Raw genomic sequence first — 15,398 nt, 5'->3', positions numbered from 1 at the left:
TAGATTTTAAAGAATAGGTACTTTTTAGTTGATGGCTAAAGTCTCCACAGGTGCGGAGAACGGACTCAGTATTCTAAAGTACACGGCTGTGTTCTGGCAGCGCCATGTATACTGCCTTTACCCTTTACTGGGTGAACAATGATCACATCTCGGTGATCTCTCCTGCTTCAGGAGTGCCGCGGCTTTAAAAGAGCCTAAATCCTTTGAAACGTGAAAAAACTGTCTTAAACCATCTTCCGACAGATGCTGAGGGATATTGGCCAGACACCTCTTCGGCATAGGGCAAAGGATTCAGATTTTGAAAAGAGCGATGTGATAAATGTTGTATCTCATGCTAACAATATTCGTTTATCAACGACGTTGGCCGAAGCCTTTTTTAAAGAACAGAGCTCTTATCCAGAGCGAGGTTTTAAAGAACATAAATTAATCTACTATTGTGTAATATAGATCACTACTGTTTACTTTTCCAGTGTTTTTAAGCCAGTTTCCCAAATCGTCCGTGAACCACGTTCTCCCCTTTCTCCAGCGCATCCATATAGTCGGCATACCACTGAAGCATTTCACGGCGTCCATCCAGGTATTGGGCGTGATTATAGGTACCGCGAATGCTGTTCTTATCGGCATGAGCCAACTGAGTTTCAATCCATGCAGTGTTGTAGCCCTGCTCATGCAGAATGGTGCTCATCGTGTGGCGGAAGCCATGCCCGGTAGCTTTACCGTCATAGCCGACACGTTTGATCACCTGATTGATACTGGCTTCGCTCATTGCCTTACCGGCATCGTTGCGCCCAGGGAATACAAAGCGCCCTCTTCCCGTCAGCTGGTGGATTTCTTCAAGGAAGGATTTAGCCTGGATGGAAAGCGGCACTACGTGAGGGCGGCGCATCTTCATCCGTTCTGCAGGTATCTGCCAGATTCCTTTCTTTAAATCGAATTCAGCCCATTCAGCAGCACGCAATTCAATCGTGCGCGTACCAGTAAGCATCAATAATCGGGTGGCGTTTTGTGTAACCCTACTGCCAGTATATTCACTGAGTGCGCGAAGGAAGCCGCCAATCTGTTCAGTGAGAAGATGAGGAAAGTGCTTTTGCTTTGGCGACTTGAGTGCGCCGGCGAGATCGGTAACAGGGTTATGCTCTGCCCTACCAGTGATAACGGCATAGGTAAAAATTTGACGGCAAGCCTGGCGGGTTTTCTTCAGCTTATCCAGAACGCCGCGCTGCTCCATTTTTCTAAGCACCAGCAACATTTCTGCTGCTTTGATTTCTGCGATGGCACGCTTACCGATAAATGGGAACACATCTTTCTGCAGATATTCCAGAATGTCGCTGGCATAGCCCTGTGACCAGTTAGGGCGCTTGTGCTCGTGCCATTCAGTCGCCAGTGCTTCAAAGCTATTGCTTACAGCCAGAATCTTAGCCTGCTTTTCTGCCTGTTTAACTTCGCCTGGATCACGACCAGCAGCCAAAATGCGCTTTGCTTCGTCACGCTTTGCCCTGGCATCAGCCAGAGATACATCAGGATATACCCCCAACGCCAGCAGCTTTTCTTTTCCTGCAACGCGATATTTTAAGCGCCAGTAGCGTGAGCCATTAGCGTTAACCAGAAGGTACAAGCCGCCGCCATCGGAGAGCTTATAGGCTTTATCTTTGGCCTTTGAAGTGTCCACTGTGCGGGCATTGAGTTTCAATTTGGGGGTATCTCATTTCATTGAACAGAACCATACCCCCAAATGTACCCCCACATGGATGTTGATTTCAATAGATGTTAGTAGACGTTGAAATAACTAGATTAGCGGGAAATCCCTTACTGGCTGGGGTTTTGTAGACTTTAGTAGACGACGGGAGAAGTAAGAATGGTACGCCCTACAGGATTCGAACCTGTGACCTACGGCTTAGAAGGCCGGTGCTCTATCCAACTGAGCTAAGGGCGCATGGGGAACAGGGTCGGATTATACGGCGCGAAGCCGTCGAGTCAACGATTTTGCTTACTAAGCCAATCTGTTGCTGCACTATTGAACAGCCTGCTCCGAATCTGTGCCTGACAGCGGCGCGCGCTTCTGCCAGAATAGGCGCCATCTCCCGTTTCAACTCAACACAGATGGATCCTCTCTCTGATGGCAGCAAAGATTATTGACGGTAAAACGATTGCGCAGCAGGTGCGCCTTGAGGTTGCAGAAAAAGTGCAGCAGCGTCTGGCCGCGGGTAAACGCGCGCCTGGCCTGGCGGTGGTACTGGTAGGTGAGAACCCGGCTTCACAAATCTACGTGGGCAGCAAACGCCGTGCCTGTGAAGAAGTGGGCTTTATCTCCCGCTCTTACGATTTGCCGGCCTCCACCAGCGAAGCGGAGCTGCTGGCGCTGATCGATAAGTTGAACAACGATAGCGAAATTGACGGCATTCTGGTGCAGCTGCCGCTCCCGGCAGGCATTGATAACGTAAAGGTGCTGGAGCGCATCTCGCCGTCAAAAGACGTCGATGGATTCCATCCTTATAACGTTGGTCGCCTGTGCCAGCGCGCGCCTAAGCTGCGTCCCTGTACGCCGCGCGGCATCGTCACGCTGCTAGAGCGTTATAACATTGACACCTTTGGCCTGAACGCCGTGGTGGTTGGCGCGTCCAATATCGTTGGTCGTCCAATGAGCATGGAGCTGCTGCTGGCAGGCTGCACCACTACCGTTACCCATCGCTTTACCAAAAACCTTCGTCACCATATCGAACATGCCGATCTGTTGGTGGTGGCCGTAGGTAAACCAAACTTTATTCCTGGCGACTGGATCAAGCCTGGCGCGATCGTGATTGACGTGGGCATTAATCGTCTGGAAAGCGGCAAAGTGGTTGGTGACGTAGATTTTGCTGCAGCTTCCGAGCGGGCAGCTTATATTACGCCGGTTCCAGGCGGTGTTGGCCCAATGACCGTGGCAACGCTGATTCAGAATACCCTGCAAGCCTGCGAAGAATTTCATGATGGAGCAGTACAATAATGGCAACTTTTTCTCTGGGTAAACATGCCCACGTCGATTTATGCGATCTGCTGAAGCTGGAAGGTTGGGTGGAAAGCGGCGGTGCGGCAAAAGACGCAATCGCGGACGGCCAGGTTACGGTAGATGGCAAAACAGAAACCCGTAAACGCTGTAAAATCGTTGCGGGCCAGACCGTCAGCTTTAACGGCAACAGCATCACCGTCGCTGAGTAAAGTCAGCTGCAGGCTGCATTTTAAAAGCTGAGCGGTCGGTGAAGAAAGTAAAAACCATTCAGGAGCCAATTGGCTCCTGAACTTTTTTAGCTTATTTACGACGCCAGCTGGTTCCCTGCGGGCCGTCTTCCAGCACGATCCCCATTTCGACCAGCTTGTCACGCGCCAGGTCAGCCTGCGCCCAGTTTTTCTCTTTACGTGCATCCAGGCGCATTTTGATCAGCGCTTCGATCTCGGCGACCTCATCGTCGTTACTTTGCGCACCGCTCTGCAAAAAGACTTCAGGATCCTGTTCCAGCAGGCCCAGCACGCCAGCCAGCTGACGCAGTTTTGCCGCCAGCCCGTTTGCGGCCGCCCTGTCTTCGGTTTTCAGGCGGTTAACGTCGCGCGCCATATCAAAGAGCACGGAATAGGCTTCCGGCGTGTTGAAATCGTCGTCCATCGCCTCGCGGAAACGGGCTTCAAAAGCCTCGCCGCCCACGGCTTCAGCCTGCGGATCGGTGTTGCGCAGCGCGGTATAAAGCCTCTCCAGCGCCGCGCGCGCCTGCTTCAGGTTATCTTCGCCGTAATTCAGCTGGCTGCGATAGTGGCCCGACATCAGGAAGTAGCGCACGGTCTCGGCATCGAAATAGCCCAGCACGTCGCGCACGGTAAAGAAGTTGTTCAGCGACTTGGACATCTTTTCACGGTCAACCATCACCATGCCGGAATGCATCCAGTAGTTGACGTAGGGGCCGTCATGCGCGCAGGTAGACTGGGCGATTTCGTTTTCATGATGCGGGAACATCAGGTCGGAACCGCCGCCGTGAATATCGAAGTGCTCGCCAAGCTGCTTGCAGTTCATGGCGGAACATTCAATATGCCAGCCCGGACGCCCCTGGCCCCACGGCGAACGCCAGCCCGGCTCATTGGCCTTGGACATTTTCCACAGCACAAAATCCATAGGATTACGTTTAACGTCGGCGGCCACCTCAACGCGCGCGCCGGCCTGGAGCTGTTCCAGATCCTGACGCGACAGCAGGCCGTAATCGGCGTCGCTGGCAACAGAGAACATCACGTCGCCGTTGCTGGCGACGTAAGCATGGTCGCGCTCAATAAGCTTGCTGACCAGTTCAATGATGTCGGTGATATGGTGCGTAGCGCGAGGTTCCAGATCCGGCGGCAGAATATTCAGCGCGGCGAAGTCAGCGTGCATTTCCGCGATCATCCGATCGGTCAGCACGTCGATAGTTTCGCCGTTTTCGTTGGCGCGCTTGATGATTTTGTCATCAATATCGGTGATGTTACGCACGTACTTCAGCGAGTAGCCTAAATAGCGCAGATAGCGGGCGACCACGTCAAAGGCAATAAAGGTGCGCCCGTGACCAATATGACACAGGTCATAGACGGTGATGCCGCACACGTACATGCCGATTTGACCGGCATGAATAGGCTTAAATTCCTCTTTTTGACGACTCAGGGTGTTGAAAATCTTTAGCATTGAGACATTCCGTTTTTAACGTGTGCGATCGTGATAGTAACAGGCATATTCTGCCGTATTGTTAACGCAAGCGCCACGCAAAGCAAGGTTCGGCACGCTTCCGTTTATGCGGCGGTGCTGACTCGTCATCACATTTTGTGATATAAGAGCCCTCTATTTTATCGCCTGTCAGCCTGATTATTCCGCTGACGGCAGCTAAATCCACCCCTTCAACCTTTACAGGATGAGAATATGGTCACTTTCCAGACTAACCATGGCGATATCGTTATCAAAACCTTTGACGATAAAGCGCCTGAAACTGTTAAAAACTTCCTGGATTACTGCCGTGAAGGTTTTTACGACAACACCATTTTCCACCGTGTTATCAACGGCTTTATGATCCAGGGCGGCGGTTTTGAGCCTGGCATGCAGCAGAAAGCCACCAAAGCGGAAATCCGTAACGAAGCCAACAACGGCCTGAAAAACACCAAAGGCACGCTGGCGATGGCCCGTACCCAGGCGCCACACTCCGCGACCGCGCAGTTCTTCATTAACGTGGCGGACAATGACTTCCTGAACTTCCGTGACGAAAGTCTGCAGGGCTGGGGCTACTGCGTCTTTGCTGAAGTTGTGGAAGGCATGGACGTGGTTGAGAAAATCAAAGCCGTTTCTACCGGCCGCAGCGGAATGCATCAGGACGTGCCAAAAGAAGACGTCGTGATCCAGAAAGTCACCGTTAGCGAATAATGTCGCATACGCTGTTTATCGCAGATTTACATCTGTGTGAAGAAGAACCGGCAATCACTGCCGGTTTTCTTGCTTTTTTGCGGCGTGACGCGCGTCAGGCCGATGCGCTGTACATCCTCGGCGACCTGTTTGAGGCCTGGATTGGCGATGACGATCCCAATCCGCTTCACGCCAAAGTCGCCGCCGCGCTTGATGAATTAAGGCTCGCGGGCGTTCCCTGCTACTTTATTCACGGCAACCGCGATTTCCTGCTCGGTCAGCGCTTTGCAAAATCATGCGGTATGCGGCTGCTGCCGGAAGCGCAACGGCTGGAGCTGTATGGTCGGCCGCTGCTGATTATGCATGGCGACACGCTGTGTACTGATGACGAAGGCTATCAGCGCTTTCGCCGCAAGGTCCATCAGCGCTGGCTGCAAAAGCTTTTCCTGTCGCTGCCGCTGTCGCTGCGTCAGCGTATCGCTCAGAAAATGCGTGCTGGCAGCAAGCAGGCCAACAGCAGCAAAACGATGGCGATTATGGACGTCAATAACGAAGCCGTTACCTATACGATGAGCCGCTATCAGGTGCAGTGCCTTATTCATGGCCATACGCACCGCCCCGCCGTTCATACGCTCACCGTTAACGGTCTGCCCGCCGAACGCGTGGTGCTGGGCGCCTGGCACATGGAAGGATCGATGATCCGTGTGACCTCATCCGGAACGGAACTGATCGCTTTTCCCCTGTAAATTCTTCCCATATTACCGTCGACCAAAACGCTTGCTGTCTGAGCTACGCCAAAAGCCTCCCGGCTTAACGTTCCGGCATCTGATGCAGTGGCTTTAAGCCTGCTGCTGGTCAGCTGACAGGCGCGAAGTTCCCCATTCCGTGATGCGCTTGAACCGACGCAACCGTTTTCCTGCCCGGTGAGTCATGCTATTCTCTCAGCCCTTCCTGTCTGGCTGACCGACCAGCTTTCAGACACTGTTTGTATAATCACAGGAGTCACACCCGCATGTCTTCTACTGCCGCACCGGCCCGCATCGCCATTGTAATGGGTTCTAAAAGTGACTGGGCAACCATGCAATTCGCCGCGGACATTCTCACCAGCCTGGCCGTTCCTTTTCATTGTGAAGTGGTTTCAGCGCACCGTACGCCGGACAAGCTGTTCAGCTTTGCCGAACAGGCCGCAGAAAACGGTATTCAGGTTATTATCGCCGGCGCTGGCGGCGCGGCGCACCTGCCCGGCATGCTGGCGGCGAAAACGCTGGTGCCCGTGCTGGGCGTACCGGTGCAGAGCGCGGCGCTGAGCGGCGTTGACAGCCTTTACTCCATTGTCCAGATGCCGCGCGGCATCCCGGTCGGCACGCTGGCTATCGGTAAAGCAGGCGCGGCTAATGCGGCGCTGCTGGCCGCACAAATCCTGGCGCTACACGATGCGGAGTTAAACCAGCGTCTGTCCGCCTGGCGTCAAAGCCAGACTGACGAAGTTCTGAATAACCCGGATCCGCGGGAGGAAGCATGAAGCCAGTCTGCGTATTAGGAAATGGTCAGCTGGGGCGGATGCTACGCCAGGCTGGTGAACCGTTGGGAATAGCCGTTTATCCTGTCGGGCTGGATGCGGAACCGGAAGCGCTGCCTATCCAACAAAGCGTGATCACGGCGGAAATCGAACGCTGGCCGGAAACGGCGCTGACGCGTGAACTCTCGCATCATAATGCCTTTGTAAACCGCGATATTTTTCCGCTGCTGGCCGATCGTCTGACGCAAAAACAGCTGCTGGATCGGCTGAACCTGGCTACCGCGCCCTGGCAGCTGCTGAGCGATGCCGCGCAGTGGCCCGATGTTTTCGCCAGGCTGGGCGAGCTGGCTATCGTTAAGCGCCGTACGGGCGGCTACGATGGTCGCGGCCAGTGGCGTTTACGGCAGAACGATGTCGCTTCCCTGCCTGCGGATTGCTACGGCGAGTGCATTGTGGAACAGGGCATTAATTTTTCCGGCGAGGTGTCTCTGGTTGGCGCTCGCGCTCATGACGGCCGCACGGTTTTCTATCCCCTCACCCACAATCTGCATCAGGACGGTATTCTGCGCGCCAGCGTCGCGTTACCGACGCCGGATGCGGAACGTCAACAGCAGGCTGAAAGTATGCTGGCCGCTATTATGAACGAGCTGGACTATGTAGGCGTTATGGCCATGGAATGCTTTGTGGTGCCGGAAGGACTGCTGATTAACGAGCTGGCGCCCCGCGTGCACAACAGCGGCCACTGGACGCAGAACGGCGCTTCCATCAGCCAGTTCGAGCTGCATCTGCGCGCCATTCTGGATCTGCCTTTGCCTGCGCCCGTCGTCAGCACGCCGTCGGTTATGATTAACCTGATCGGCACGGCAGTTAACCTTGCGTGGCTGGAGCACCCGCTGGTTCGCCTGCACTGGTATGAAAAAGAAGTGCGTCCGGGACGCAAGGTAGGGCACCTGAACCTTTGCGATACCAGCCGTGAATCGCTTCAGCAGGCACTGAGCGCGCTGGCGCAGGATTTACCTGCCGATTATGCTGAAGGCATTGCCTGGGCAAACACCCATCTGAAAAAAGACAGTGCTTAACTGTACTTAAGTATGGCTATTAATTTGTTGGTGAAAGTCGTATTGTATTGGCGAACAAAACAATAAATACATAATACTATTAAGTAATTAGAAGTTTTTTTTGCCAACACCAAGGGAACCACTCTCAGATTTTCTGGATAAACACGTAAATTTTGCTTCATGATTGACGTGTCAGGGTCTGGTTTGGTTCTCCTCCCTCGCTTCTCTCATCAAATTGTGCCCTTACGTCAACACCCTGTTTCTTCAGCTTCCATAAAAAGTTACTATGATTTTTCGGCTGCGCCGGACGTGCTGAACATTATTCCGCCATTTACTTTAACGCCGCTCATCTACGGCAGCCTGTCTGAGCAGGGTGCATCGTTAGGTCTGGCTTTAAAAACATGGTAAAGTCGGCTATTGACGATGGAAGCCCCACTTTCTCAGGGAGATAATTACATGTCTAAATCATATTTTAGTAATCAGGTTATCAATTCCTCCATAAAAGATTACCTTGAGAGGAAACTGACTCAGTTCAGTAACGTTAAGTATGCCTATGCGATTATGAGTAAACGCAACCCTGCGGATTTCTCTATAATTTCTAACAGGCCGGAATGGTTTCAGGTTTATGTCGAAAACAACTTTCAGTTTATCGATCCCGTTCTGATCACGGCGCTTTACCGTGTTTCGCCCTTCTCATGGGACGAAAACATTATGCTGAACAAGGGCGTCAAGGTTCCTAAGCTTTTTGATATGGCGCGTAACCACAATATCATCAACGGCTATACGTTTGTTCTTCACGACCACAATAACAATCTTGTCGTGCTCTCAATCATGCTGGACGAGCACTGTGACGATAATATTGAAGAAGTGATCCAGACGAATAAAAGCAAATTGCAAATGCTGCTGATTAACGCCCATGAAAAGCTGACGGAGCTGTATCAGGAGCAGGCAAGAAAAACTGATTTTGATGAAATGAACACGCGGGAAATATTCTCTAAAAGAGAGAATGAGATTATTTACTGGGCCAGCGTGGGCAAATCCTACCAGGAAATCGCGTTAATTCTGGGCATCAAGCTCACCACGGTTAAATATCATATTGGTAACGCGGTGAAAAAGTTGGGCGTTACCAATATGAAACATGCCATCAGATTAAGCATTGAGCTACAGCTAATCAGGCCGGTGCTGACTGACGGGGAATGAGAGCGGCCAGGCATCCAGGGCCATTGTTAACTCGGGTGCCTTAGATTTTACCAGGTCAATCAATATACGCTGGTTATCATCATCTACAGGCATAAAGATCAGAAATATCTTTTCTTTTTTCTCGGAAAGACTTTGTGCCTCTACCGAAACCTTCCAGCCAGAACGCTTAAAAATGAGATACATAGGATGGCTGACGATGGCGTATATGCCGTCATATTTATAGTGACGTGCATAATTAATCATCGATAAAAAAAGCAGCGCGCTGACGGGTTTCTCACGCAGCTTTAACATCGTCATCCGCTCTTTATCGATAAACAGACGGCTGGCCTCTACGTAGTTCCCTTCGGGAAGCGTAAAATCTTTAAACCATGACCGGAACGTGCCGGTAATCATATTCGGGTGTTGGGTTTCTATAAAGCGAAGGCTACAAACGCAGGTATCCTGGTGGACGCCAAAAACATAAGTGGTTTGTTCATTATCATATTCATCGAACTCCATCTCATCCTGGCTGTTGACCATCCAGTTGAGTCTGTCTTTAAATACTCTTTTTCTTAAACCAAATAGCTCAGTTGACTTCATTTCAGAGAGATGACGATATTTTATATCCAGCAGATCCAACATTTCAGCTATTTCCCTATTCCACTATCTACGTTATTTATGACCTTTATCACAGCCCGCAGGAAAGCAAAACCGGTCAGGCGAAACGATTCAGAGGTTCCCGGCCGCCTCAGAATACGAAAGAAAATAAATGATAAAGGCCGATACATATCGGCCTTTATTCTACGCTGCGTTATACCCTCGGAACAATGCCTTTCCTTTAAGTAACCTTATGCCTAACCAGCCGCCGCACAGCGACAGTAAACAGGTGCCGGCCAGAGGCAACGTTACCCACAGGAGATAGTCGGGCTGCCACGGGAAATCAAACACCTTACGCTGCAGGCCCCACAGCGCCGCCTCGGCGCCCAGCGTGGCGGCGATGCCGGAGACGCAGCCCAGCAGCGCAAACTCGCACCACAGCGTGTGCCTCAGCAGCTTTTTACCGGCGCCCAGCGTTCGATATACCACCAGCTCCTGCCTGCGCTGACGCATCCCGACCTGTATCTGCGCCAGCAGCAGTAAAATACCGCAGGCGGTGACCAGCACGACCATGATCTCCAGCGCCTGGCTCACCTGCGCCAGCACCTGCCCTATTTGCCGCAGGATAGTGCCGATATCCAGCAGGCTGAGTGTAGGAAAGGCACGATTCAGCTGCGCCAGCAGCGCATTATCATGATCAAGCCGAAAGCTGGTCAGCCAGGTTTGCGGCTGTCCATCCAACGCGCCGGGCGGAAAGATAAAGAAAAAGTTGGGCTTGAGGCTTTCCCAGTCCACTTTGCGCAGGCTGGTAATTTTTGCAGAGAAGGTTTGCGTATCGCCGGTGAAGGTCAGCGTATCGCCAGGCTTAACGCCCAGCCTCTCCGCCAGCGCTTCTTCTATCGAGACTTCGCCCGCCCGGGGCGGCCAGCTACCGGCAACCAGCGGATTATGGTCGGGCAGCTTTTCAAGCCAGGTCAGGTTAAGCTCGCGGTTCAGCGCGTTATCCAGCGACGGATCGGCAGGCTGCTGATTAATCGAGGTTAGCCGCGCTCTGACAATCGGATAAAAAGTCTGTGGCTGGATATGATGTTGCTCCAGGAAAGCACGCACCGGCGAGATTTGCTCCCCGGTTAAATTAAGCAGGAAATAATTAGGGCTGTCGGGCGGGAGCTGCTGCTGCCAGCGATCGAGCAGATCGCCGCGCATAACCAGCAGCAGAGCCAGCAGCATAAAAGAAAGCGAAAAAGCGGCCAGCTGGCTGAAGGTCGCCGAGGGCTGACGCAGCAGTCGGTTAACCGCCAGCCGGAAAGCCAGGTTACGCACGCGCAGCCGCCGCAGCAGCAACAACGCGCTCCACCCCAGCCCGCCCAGCAGCAGCGTCAGTAGCAGGATGCCGGCGATCAGCGCCCAGAGCAGCCTGCTGCTGCCGACCAGCAGCGCAAGCAGAACCACTATCGTCAGCGCCATTATCGGAAGATAAAATTTCAGCGGCCAGACGGAAGCGATGACATCCCGCCGCAGCACCCGCAGCGGCTGGGTAGCCAGCAACAGCCGATAGGGCCGCAGGCCAACCAGCAGGGAAATGGCAAACAGCGATCCCGTTGCCCACAGCCAGGGCCAGAAACTGGCCGCAGGCAGTTCGCCCGGCAATACCGGCCGCAGCATTTGCAGCAGCAGCGCCTCAAAGCCTTTTCCCACGATGCCGCCGCAAAGCGCCGCCAGCAGCAGCACGGCCAGCCACTGACCGACAATCAGTTTGCGCAGGGCCGCTCTGTTGGCGCCCAGCGTCTTCAACACGGCAACCAGATCGTAACGGCTGCGGCAGTAGTGGTTCATGGCGACAACCACGGCGGCAATCGCCAGCATCAGCGTCAGCAGCGCTGAAAGCAGTAAAAATTGCTGCGCGCGCTGCATCGATTTGCCGAGGGCGTCCTCTGAGTTCTCCACGCTGATCCAGCGCTGTTCGGGCTGAATACGCGCCGCGATAAAGCGGTCGTAGTTCGCCAGCTGCGAAGCCGTCCCGGCAAATTTATAACGCCATGTCACCCGGCTTCCCGGCTGAATGGCGCCGGTCTTTGCCACATCCGCCAGGTTCATTAACAGACGCGGCGCGGTCTGAAAGGGATTAAACCCGGCGTCGGGTTCCTGAATGACCTCTCCGGCTACGTGCAGCGTGGCATCGCCCACGTCCAGCTTGCTGCCCGCCTTCACATCCAGCAGCGCCAGCAGCCGCGGTGCGGCCAGCACGGTGCCCGCCACGGGACGCAGCCCGGCGGGTTCGGTAGCAAGCTGGCCGAACATCGGATAGCGGTCGTCCACGGCTTTTACGGCAGCCAGCTGCGGCGTGTCGCTGGCGAAGGTCATGGTCATAAACGTCAGCTGACGGCCCACCTGCAACCCTTCGCGGCGTGCCTCATCCAGCCAGGCTTGCGGCACCTCGCGCGAGCTTTGCAGCGTGCGGTCGCCCGCCATATAGTCGCGGCTTTGCTGGGTCAGCCCCTTTTCCATCCTGTCGCTGAGCGATCCCAGCGCCAGCACGCAGGCCACCGCCAGCGTTAGCGCCAGCCAGACAATCAGCAGCGAAGGCGATTTCCATTCCCGCCAGAACCAGCGCCAGATCATACTTCCTCCTGAAGTTTGCCATCGCGCATTCTTAAGCGGCGATCGCAGCGGGCGGCCAGCTGCTCGTCATGAGTCACCAGGATCAGCGTGGTGGCAAAATCGCGGTTCAGTGAAAACAGCTGCTCGACGATCCGTTCGCCCGTCTGGCGATCGAGATTACCGGTCGGCTCATCGGCGAACAGCAGCGCCGGACGCCCGCTAAAGGCACGCGCTAACGCCACGCGCTGCTGCTCGCCTCCGGAAAGCTGCGACGGCAGATGGGTCAGGCGCGCCGACAGCCCCAGCTGGCCCAGCAGGTTTTTCGCCTGTTCGCGGCTTTGCGCATCGCTTTCGCCGCGCAGCAGCGCTGGCAGCTGCACGTTTTCCAGCGCGTTCAGCGTCGGCACCAGCATAAAAGACTGAAACACAAAGCCGACGCTTTTAGCACGCAGCGCTGCCCGCTGTTCCTCATCCATCTGATGTAAAGGCGACCCCAGCAGAAAAACTTCGCCTTCGCTGCCGTCGTCCAGACCGGCCAGGATCCCTAACAGCGTCGACTTCCCGGAACCGGACTCGCCGATTAGCGCGATGGTCTCGGCCGGTTTGACAACCAGCTCAACTCCGGTAAGGATGGAAAGCTGATGCTCACCCTGACCGACGGACTTACTAAGACGATGAACTTCAAGAATGTTTTCCGCTGGCATTACCTTATCCTGTTATTTTTGGCTCTGACGACGCTGCGTGCGGCGGCGGCGGACAAATTGCTGGTGCTGGGCGACAGCCTGAGCGCGGGCTATCGCATGTCCGCCAGCGCCGCGTGGCCAGCGTTACTCAATGATAAATGGCAGAAATCTCCCGTCATTATTAACGGTAGCATAAGCGGCGATACGGCGGCGCAGGGTCTGGCCCGACTGCCCGCTTTGCTGCAGCAGCATCAGCCTCGCTGGGTGCTGATTGAGCTGGGCGGCAACGACGGGCTGCGCGGTTTTCCTCCTCAGCAGCTGGAGCAGGAACTGCGGCAAATTATTCGCCTGGTGAAAACGGCTGGCGCACAGCCGCTGCTGATGCAGGTTCGCCTGCCGCCTAACTATGGCCGTCGCTATACCGAAGCATTCAGCGACGTTTACCCCAGACTGGCGAAAGAGTTTTCTCTGCCGCTGCTGCCCTTTTTTATGGAGCGGGTCTATCTGAAGCCGGAATGGATGCAGCAGGACGGCATTCACCCGAATCCTGATGCGCAGCCCTTTATTGCCGATCAGATGGCAAAAGCGCTGGCTCCGCTAGTTAACCATGAGTAACCGAGATTGCAGATCGCCTACAGGTAAAGTTATGCAAAAAACAGTTGTTATCACCGGCTGCTCCAGCGGGATCGGCCTGGTCGCCGCCAACGATCTGCTGCGACGCGGCTACCGTATTCTGGCCGTCTGCCGTAAACCGGAAGACGTGCAGCGCATGGACGAGCTGGGTTTTACCGGCGTCGAAATGGATCTGAACAGCAGCGAAAGCGTTATCCGCGCGGCAGAGCAGATCCTTGCTTTAAGCGATAACCGGATTTTCGCGCTGTTTAATAACGGCGGCTATGGCGTTTACGGCCCGCTTACCGCAATTAGCCGTCAACAGATGGAACAGCAGTTCGCCACCAACTTTTTCGGCACGCATCAGCTGACGATGCTGCTGCTGCCGGCTTTACGCGCCAGCGGCGACGCGCGCGTTATCAATACCAGCTCGGTAATGGGCCTGATCGCCACGCCGGGACGCGGCGCCTACGCGGCCAGCAAATATGCGCTGGAAGCCTGGTCCGACACGCTGCGCATGGAGCTGCACGGCAGCGGCGTTCAGGTCAGCCTGATTGAGCCAGGCCCGATCAAAACCCGTTTTACCGACAATGTGAATCAGGCCGAACGGGAGAAACCGGTAGAAAATCCCGGTATCGCCGCCCGCTTTACGCTGCCGCCGGAGGCGATCCTGCCGAAGCTGCGCCACGCGCTGGAGAGCCCGCGACCTCGCTTACGCTATCCTGTAACGATGGTCGCTCACGCCATCACGCTGCTGCGGCGTATTTTGCCGGGCCGGATGCTGGATCGCATTTTGCGCGGTAAACCGACGCAGACGCCAACAAAACCTTGAAGCCAAAGCATCCGCCCCAATAAAGTAAGAAACCCGGAATAAAGAGACGAATTCATGTCATCACAAGCTGCTATTGTCACCATTAACGAAAGCAACCTGCATCAGACGCTTGAGCAGTCGATGCAGATCCCCGTGCTGTTTTACTTCTGGTCTGCGCGCAGCCAGCACTGTCAGGAGCTGACGCCGCTGCTGGAGCGCCTGGCGCAGGAGTATGCCGGTCAGTTTATCCTTGCCGAGCTGGACTGCGACGCGGAGCCTGCCGTTGCCCAGCAGTTTGGCCTGCGCGCCATTCCTACCGTTTATCTGTTCCAGAACGGTCAGCCGGTAGACGGTTTCCAGGGCCCGCAGCCGGAAGAAGCCGTGCGCGCGCTGCTGCACAAGGTGCTGCCGAAAGAAGAAGAGCTGAAGGCGCAGCAGGCCATGCAGCTGGTGGAGGAAGGTAAGCCGCTGGAAGCGCTGCCGCTGCTGAAAGAAGCCTGGCAGTTAAGCAACCAAAACAGCGAAATGGGCTTTCTGCTGGCCGAGGTGTTAATTAGCCTGAACCGCAGCGATGAAGCGCAGGCGGTGCTGGACGTGGTGCCGTTACAGGATAAAGATACACGCTATCAGGGGCTGATCGCCCAAATCGACCTGCTGAAGCAGGCGGCCGATACGCCGGAAATTCAGCAGCTGCAGCAGCAAATTGATGCCGATCCTGACAACCCTGAACTGGCGACCAGGCTGGCCGTTCAGCTGCATCAGGTCGGCCGCAACGAAGAGGCGCTGGCGCTGCTGTTCGGCCATTTGCAAAAAGATTTAGGCGCGGCGGACGGCCATGCGCGCAAGATCCTGCAGGAGATCCTGGCGGCGCTGGGCACGGGCGATGCGCTGGCCGCAAAATACCGTCGCCAGCTCTATTCCCTGCTTTACTAACAAAGCATCCGGGCTGAATGGATCA

The 15,398-nt window shown here is 54.8% G+C and carries 15 protein-coding genes and 1 tRNA gene; 10 read left to right on the top strand and 6 right to left on the bottom strand.

Annotation, left to right across the window (positions count from 1 at the left end):
- Nucleotides 1-475: 475 nt before the first annotated feature.
- The gene (locus tag AB3U87_RS08265; RefSeq protein WP_394148821.1) at nt 476-1,690 is read right to left on the bottom strand and encodes a tyrosine-type recombinase/integrase; all 1,215 of its coding nucleotides are present in this window, start codon (nt 1,688-1,690) and stop codon (nt 476-478) included.
- A 166-nt stretch (nt 1,691-1,856) separates the two neighbouring features.
- A tRNA-Arg gene (locus AB3U87_RS08260) sits at nt 1,857-1,933 on the bottom strand.
- A 183-nt stretch (nt 1,934-2,116) separates the two neighbouring features.
- On the opposite strand from AB3U87_RS08260, the gene folD reads away from it, so the two are divergent.
- Nucleotides 2,117-2,983, top strand: a complete 867-nt coding sequence (gene folD, locus AB3U87_RS08255) for a bifunctional methylenetetrahydrofolate dehydrogenase/methenyltetrahydrofolate cyclohydrolase FolD (protein ID WP_253454987.1) — start codon at nt 2,117-2,119, stop codon at nt 2,981-2,983.
- Nucleotides 2,983-3,195, top strand: a complete 213-nt coding sequence (gene ybcJ / locus AB3U87_RS08250) for a ribosome-associated protein YbcJ (RefSeq protein ID WP_301252378.1) — start codon at nt 2,983-2,985, stop codon at nt 3,193-3,195. The genes folD and ybcJ overlap by 1 nt, the downstream gene beginning before the upstream one ends.
- Nucleotides 3,196-3,286: 91 nt before the next feature.
- Here ybcJ and cysS read toward each other — a convergent pair whose 3' ends face one another.
- Entirely contained in the window at nt 3,287-4,675 is a 1,389-nt protein-coding gene (cysS, locus tag AB3U87_RS08245) for a cysteine--tRNA ligase (RefSeq protein WP_394148820.1), read from the bottom strand.
- A gap of 231 nt (nt 4,676-4,906) precedes the next feature.
- Between cysS and ppiB the strand changes: the two genes are divergently transcribed.
- The 5 genes from ppiB (at nt 4,907) to AB3U87_RS08220 (ending at nt 9,157) form a co-directional block, all read left to right on the top strand.
- Nucleotides 4,907-5,401, top strand: coding sequence for a peptidylprolyl isomerase B (ppiB, locus tag AB3U87_RS08240; protein WP_125288486.1), 495 nt, complete (start codon nt 4,907-4,909; stop codon nt 5,399-5,401).
- On the top strand, nt 5,401-6,126 hold the full coding sequence (gene lpxH, locus AB3U87_RS08235; protein ID WP_394148819.1) for a UDP-2,3-diacylglucosamine diphosphatase: 726 nt from the start codon (nt 5,401-5,403) through the stop codon (nt 6,124-6,126). Before ppiB ends, lpxH begins: the two co-directional genes overlap by 1 nt.
- A 266-nt stretch (nt 6,127-6,392) precedes the next feature.
- Nucleotides 6,393-6,902, top strand: a complete 510-nt coding sequence (purE, locus tag AB3U87_RS08230; RefSeq protein WP_253454991.1) for a 5-(carboxyamino)imidazole ribonucleotide mutase — start codon at nt 6,393-6,395, stop codon at nt 6,900-6,902.
- A complete protein-coding gene (purK, locus tag AB3U87_RS08225; RefSeq protein ID WP_369896314.1) occupies nt 6,899-7,978 on the top strand; it encodes a 5-(carboxyamino)imidazole ribonucleotide synthase in 1,080 nt (359 codons plus the stop codon). Before purE ends, purK begins: the two co-directional genes overlap by 4 nt.
- A gap of 435 nt (nt 7,979-8,413) precedes the next feature.
- Complete coding sequence (locus AB3U87_RS08220; RefSeq protein WP_125288482.1) at nt 8,414-9,157, top strand: helix-turn-helix transcriptional regulator; 744 nt, start codon at nt 8,414-8,416, stop codon at nt 9,155-9,157.
- On the opposite strand, the gene AB3U87_RS08215 is transcribed toward AB3U87_RS08220, so the two are convergent.
- From AB3U87_RS08215 to ybbA, 3 genes are all read right to left on the bottom strand, one after another.
- Entirely contained in the window at nt 9,125-9,778 is a 654-nt protein-coding gene (locus tag AB3U87_RS08215) for an acyl-homoserine-lactone synthase (RefSeq protein ID WP_253454994.1), read from the bottom strand. The genes AB3U87_RS08220 and AB3U87_RS08215 overlap by 33 nt on opposite strands.
- A gap of 159 nt (nt 9,779-9,937) precedes the next feature.
- Nucleotides 9,938-12,355, bottom strand: a complete 2,418-nt coding sequence (ybbP, locus tag AB3U87_RS08210) for a putative ABC transporter permease subunit YbbP (protein ID WP_301252371.1) — start codon at nt 12,353-12,355, stop codon at nt 9,938-9,940.
- The gene (gene ybbA, locus AB3U87_RS08205; protein ID WP_125288479.1) at nt 12,352-13,038 is read right to left on the bottom strand and encodes a putative ABC transporter ATP-binding protein YbbA; all 687 of its coding nucleotides are present in this window, start codon (nt 13,036-13,038) and stop codon (nt 12,352-12,354) included. Before ybbA ends, ybbP begins: the two co-directional genes overlap by 4 nt.
- On the opposite strand from ybbA, the gene tesA reads away from it, so the two are divergent.
- The 3 genes from tesA to AB3U87_RS08190 are packed head-to-tail and all read left to right on the top strand — an operon-like array spanning nt 13,009 to nt 15,373.
- Nucleotides 13,009-13,632, top strand: coding sequence for a multifunctional acyl-CoA thioesterase I/protease I/lysophospholipase L1 (gene tesA / locus AB3U87_RS08200; protein ID WP_301729875.1), 624 nt, complete (start codon nt 13,009-13,011; stop codon nt 13,630-13,632). The genes ybbA and tesA overlap by 30 nt on opposite strands.
- Before the next feature lie 31 nt (nt 13,633-13,663).
- Entirely contained in the window at nt 13,664-14,461 is a 798-nt protein-coding gene (locus tag AB3U87_RS08195) for an SDR family oxidoreductase (protein WP_301252368.1), read from the top strand.
- 54 nt (nt 14,462-14,515) lie between these two features.
- On the top strand, nt 14,516-15,373 hold the full coding sequence (locus AB3U87_RS08190; protein ID WP_253454998.1) for a co-chaperone YbbN: 858 nt from the start codon (nt 14,516-14,518) through the stop codon (nt 15,371-15,373).
- The last annotated feature ends 25 nt before the right edge of the window (nt 15,374-15,398 follow it).

Origin of the sequence: Erwinia plantamica (assembly GCF_043420595.1) — a bacterium.
Classification (GTDB): domain Bacteria; phylum Pseudomonadota; class Gammaproteobacteria; order Enterobacterales; family Enterobacteriaceae; genus Erwinia; species Erwinia aeris.
Note: the sequence above shows the minus strand (reverse complement) of the source record. Positions and strands in the feature narration are given on the sequence as shown.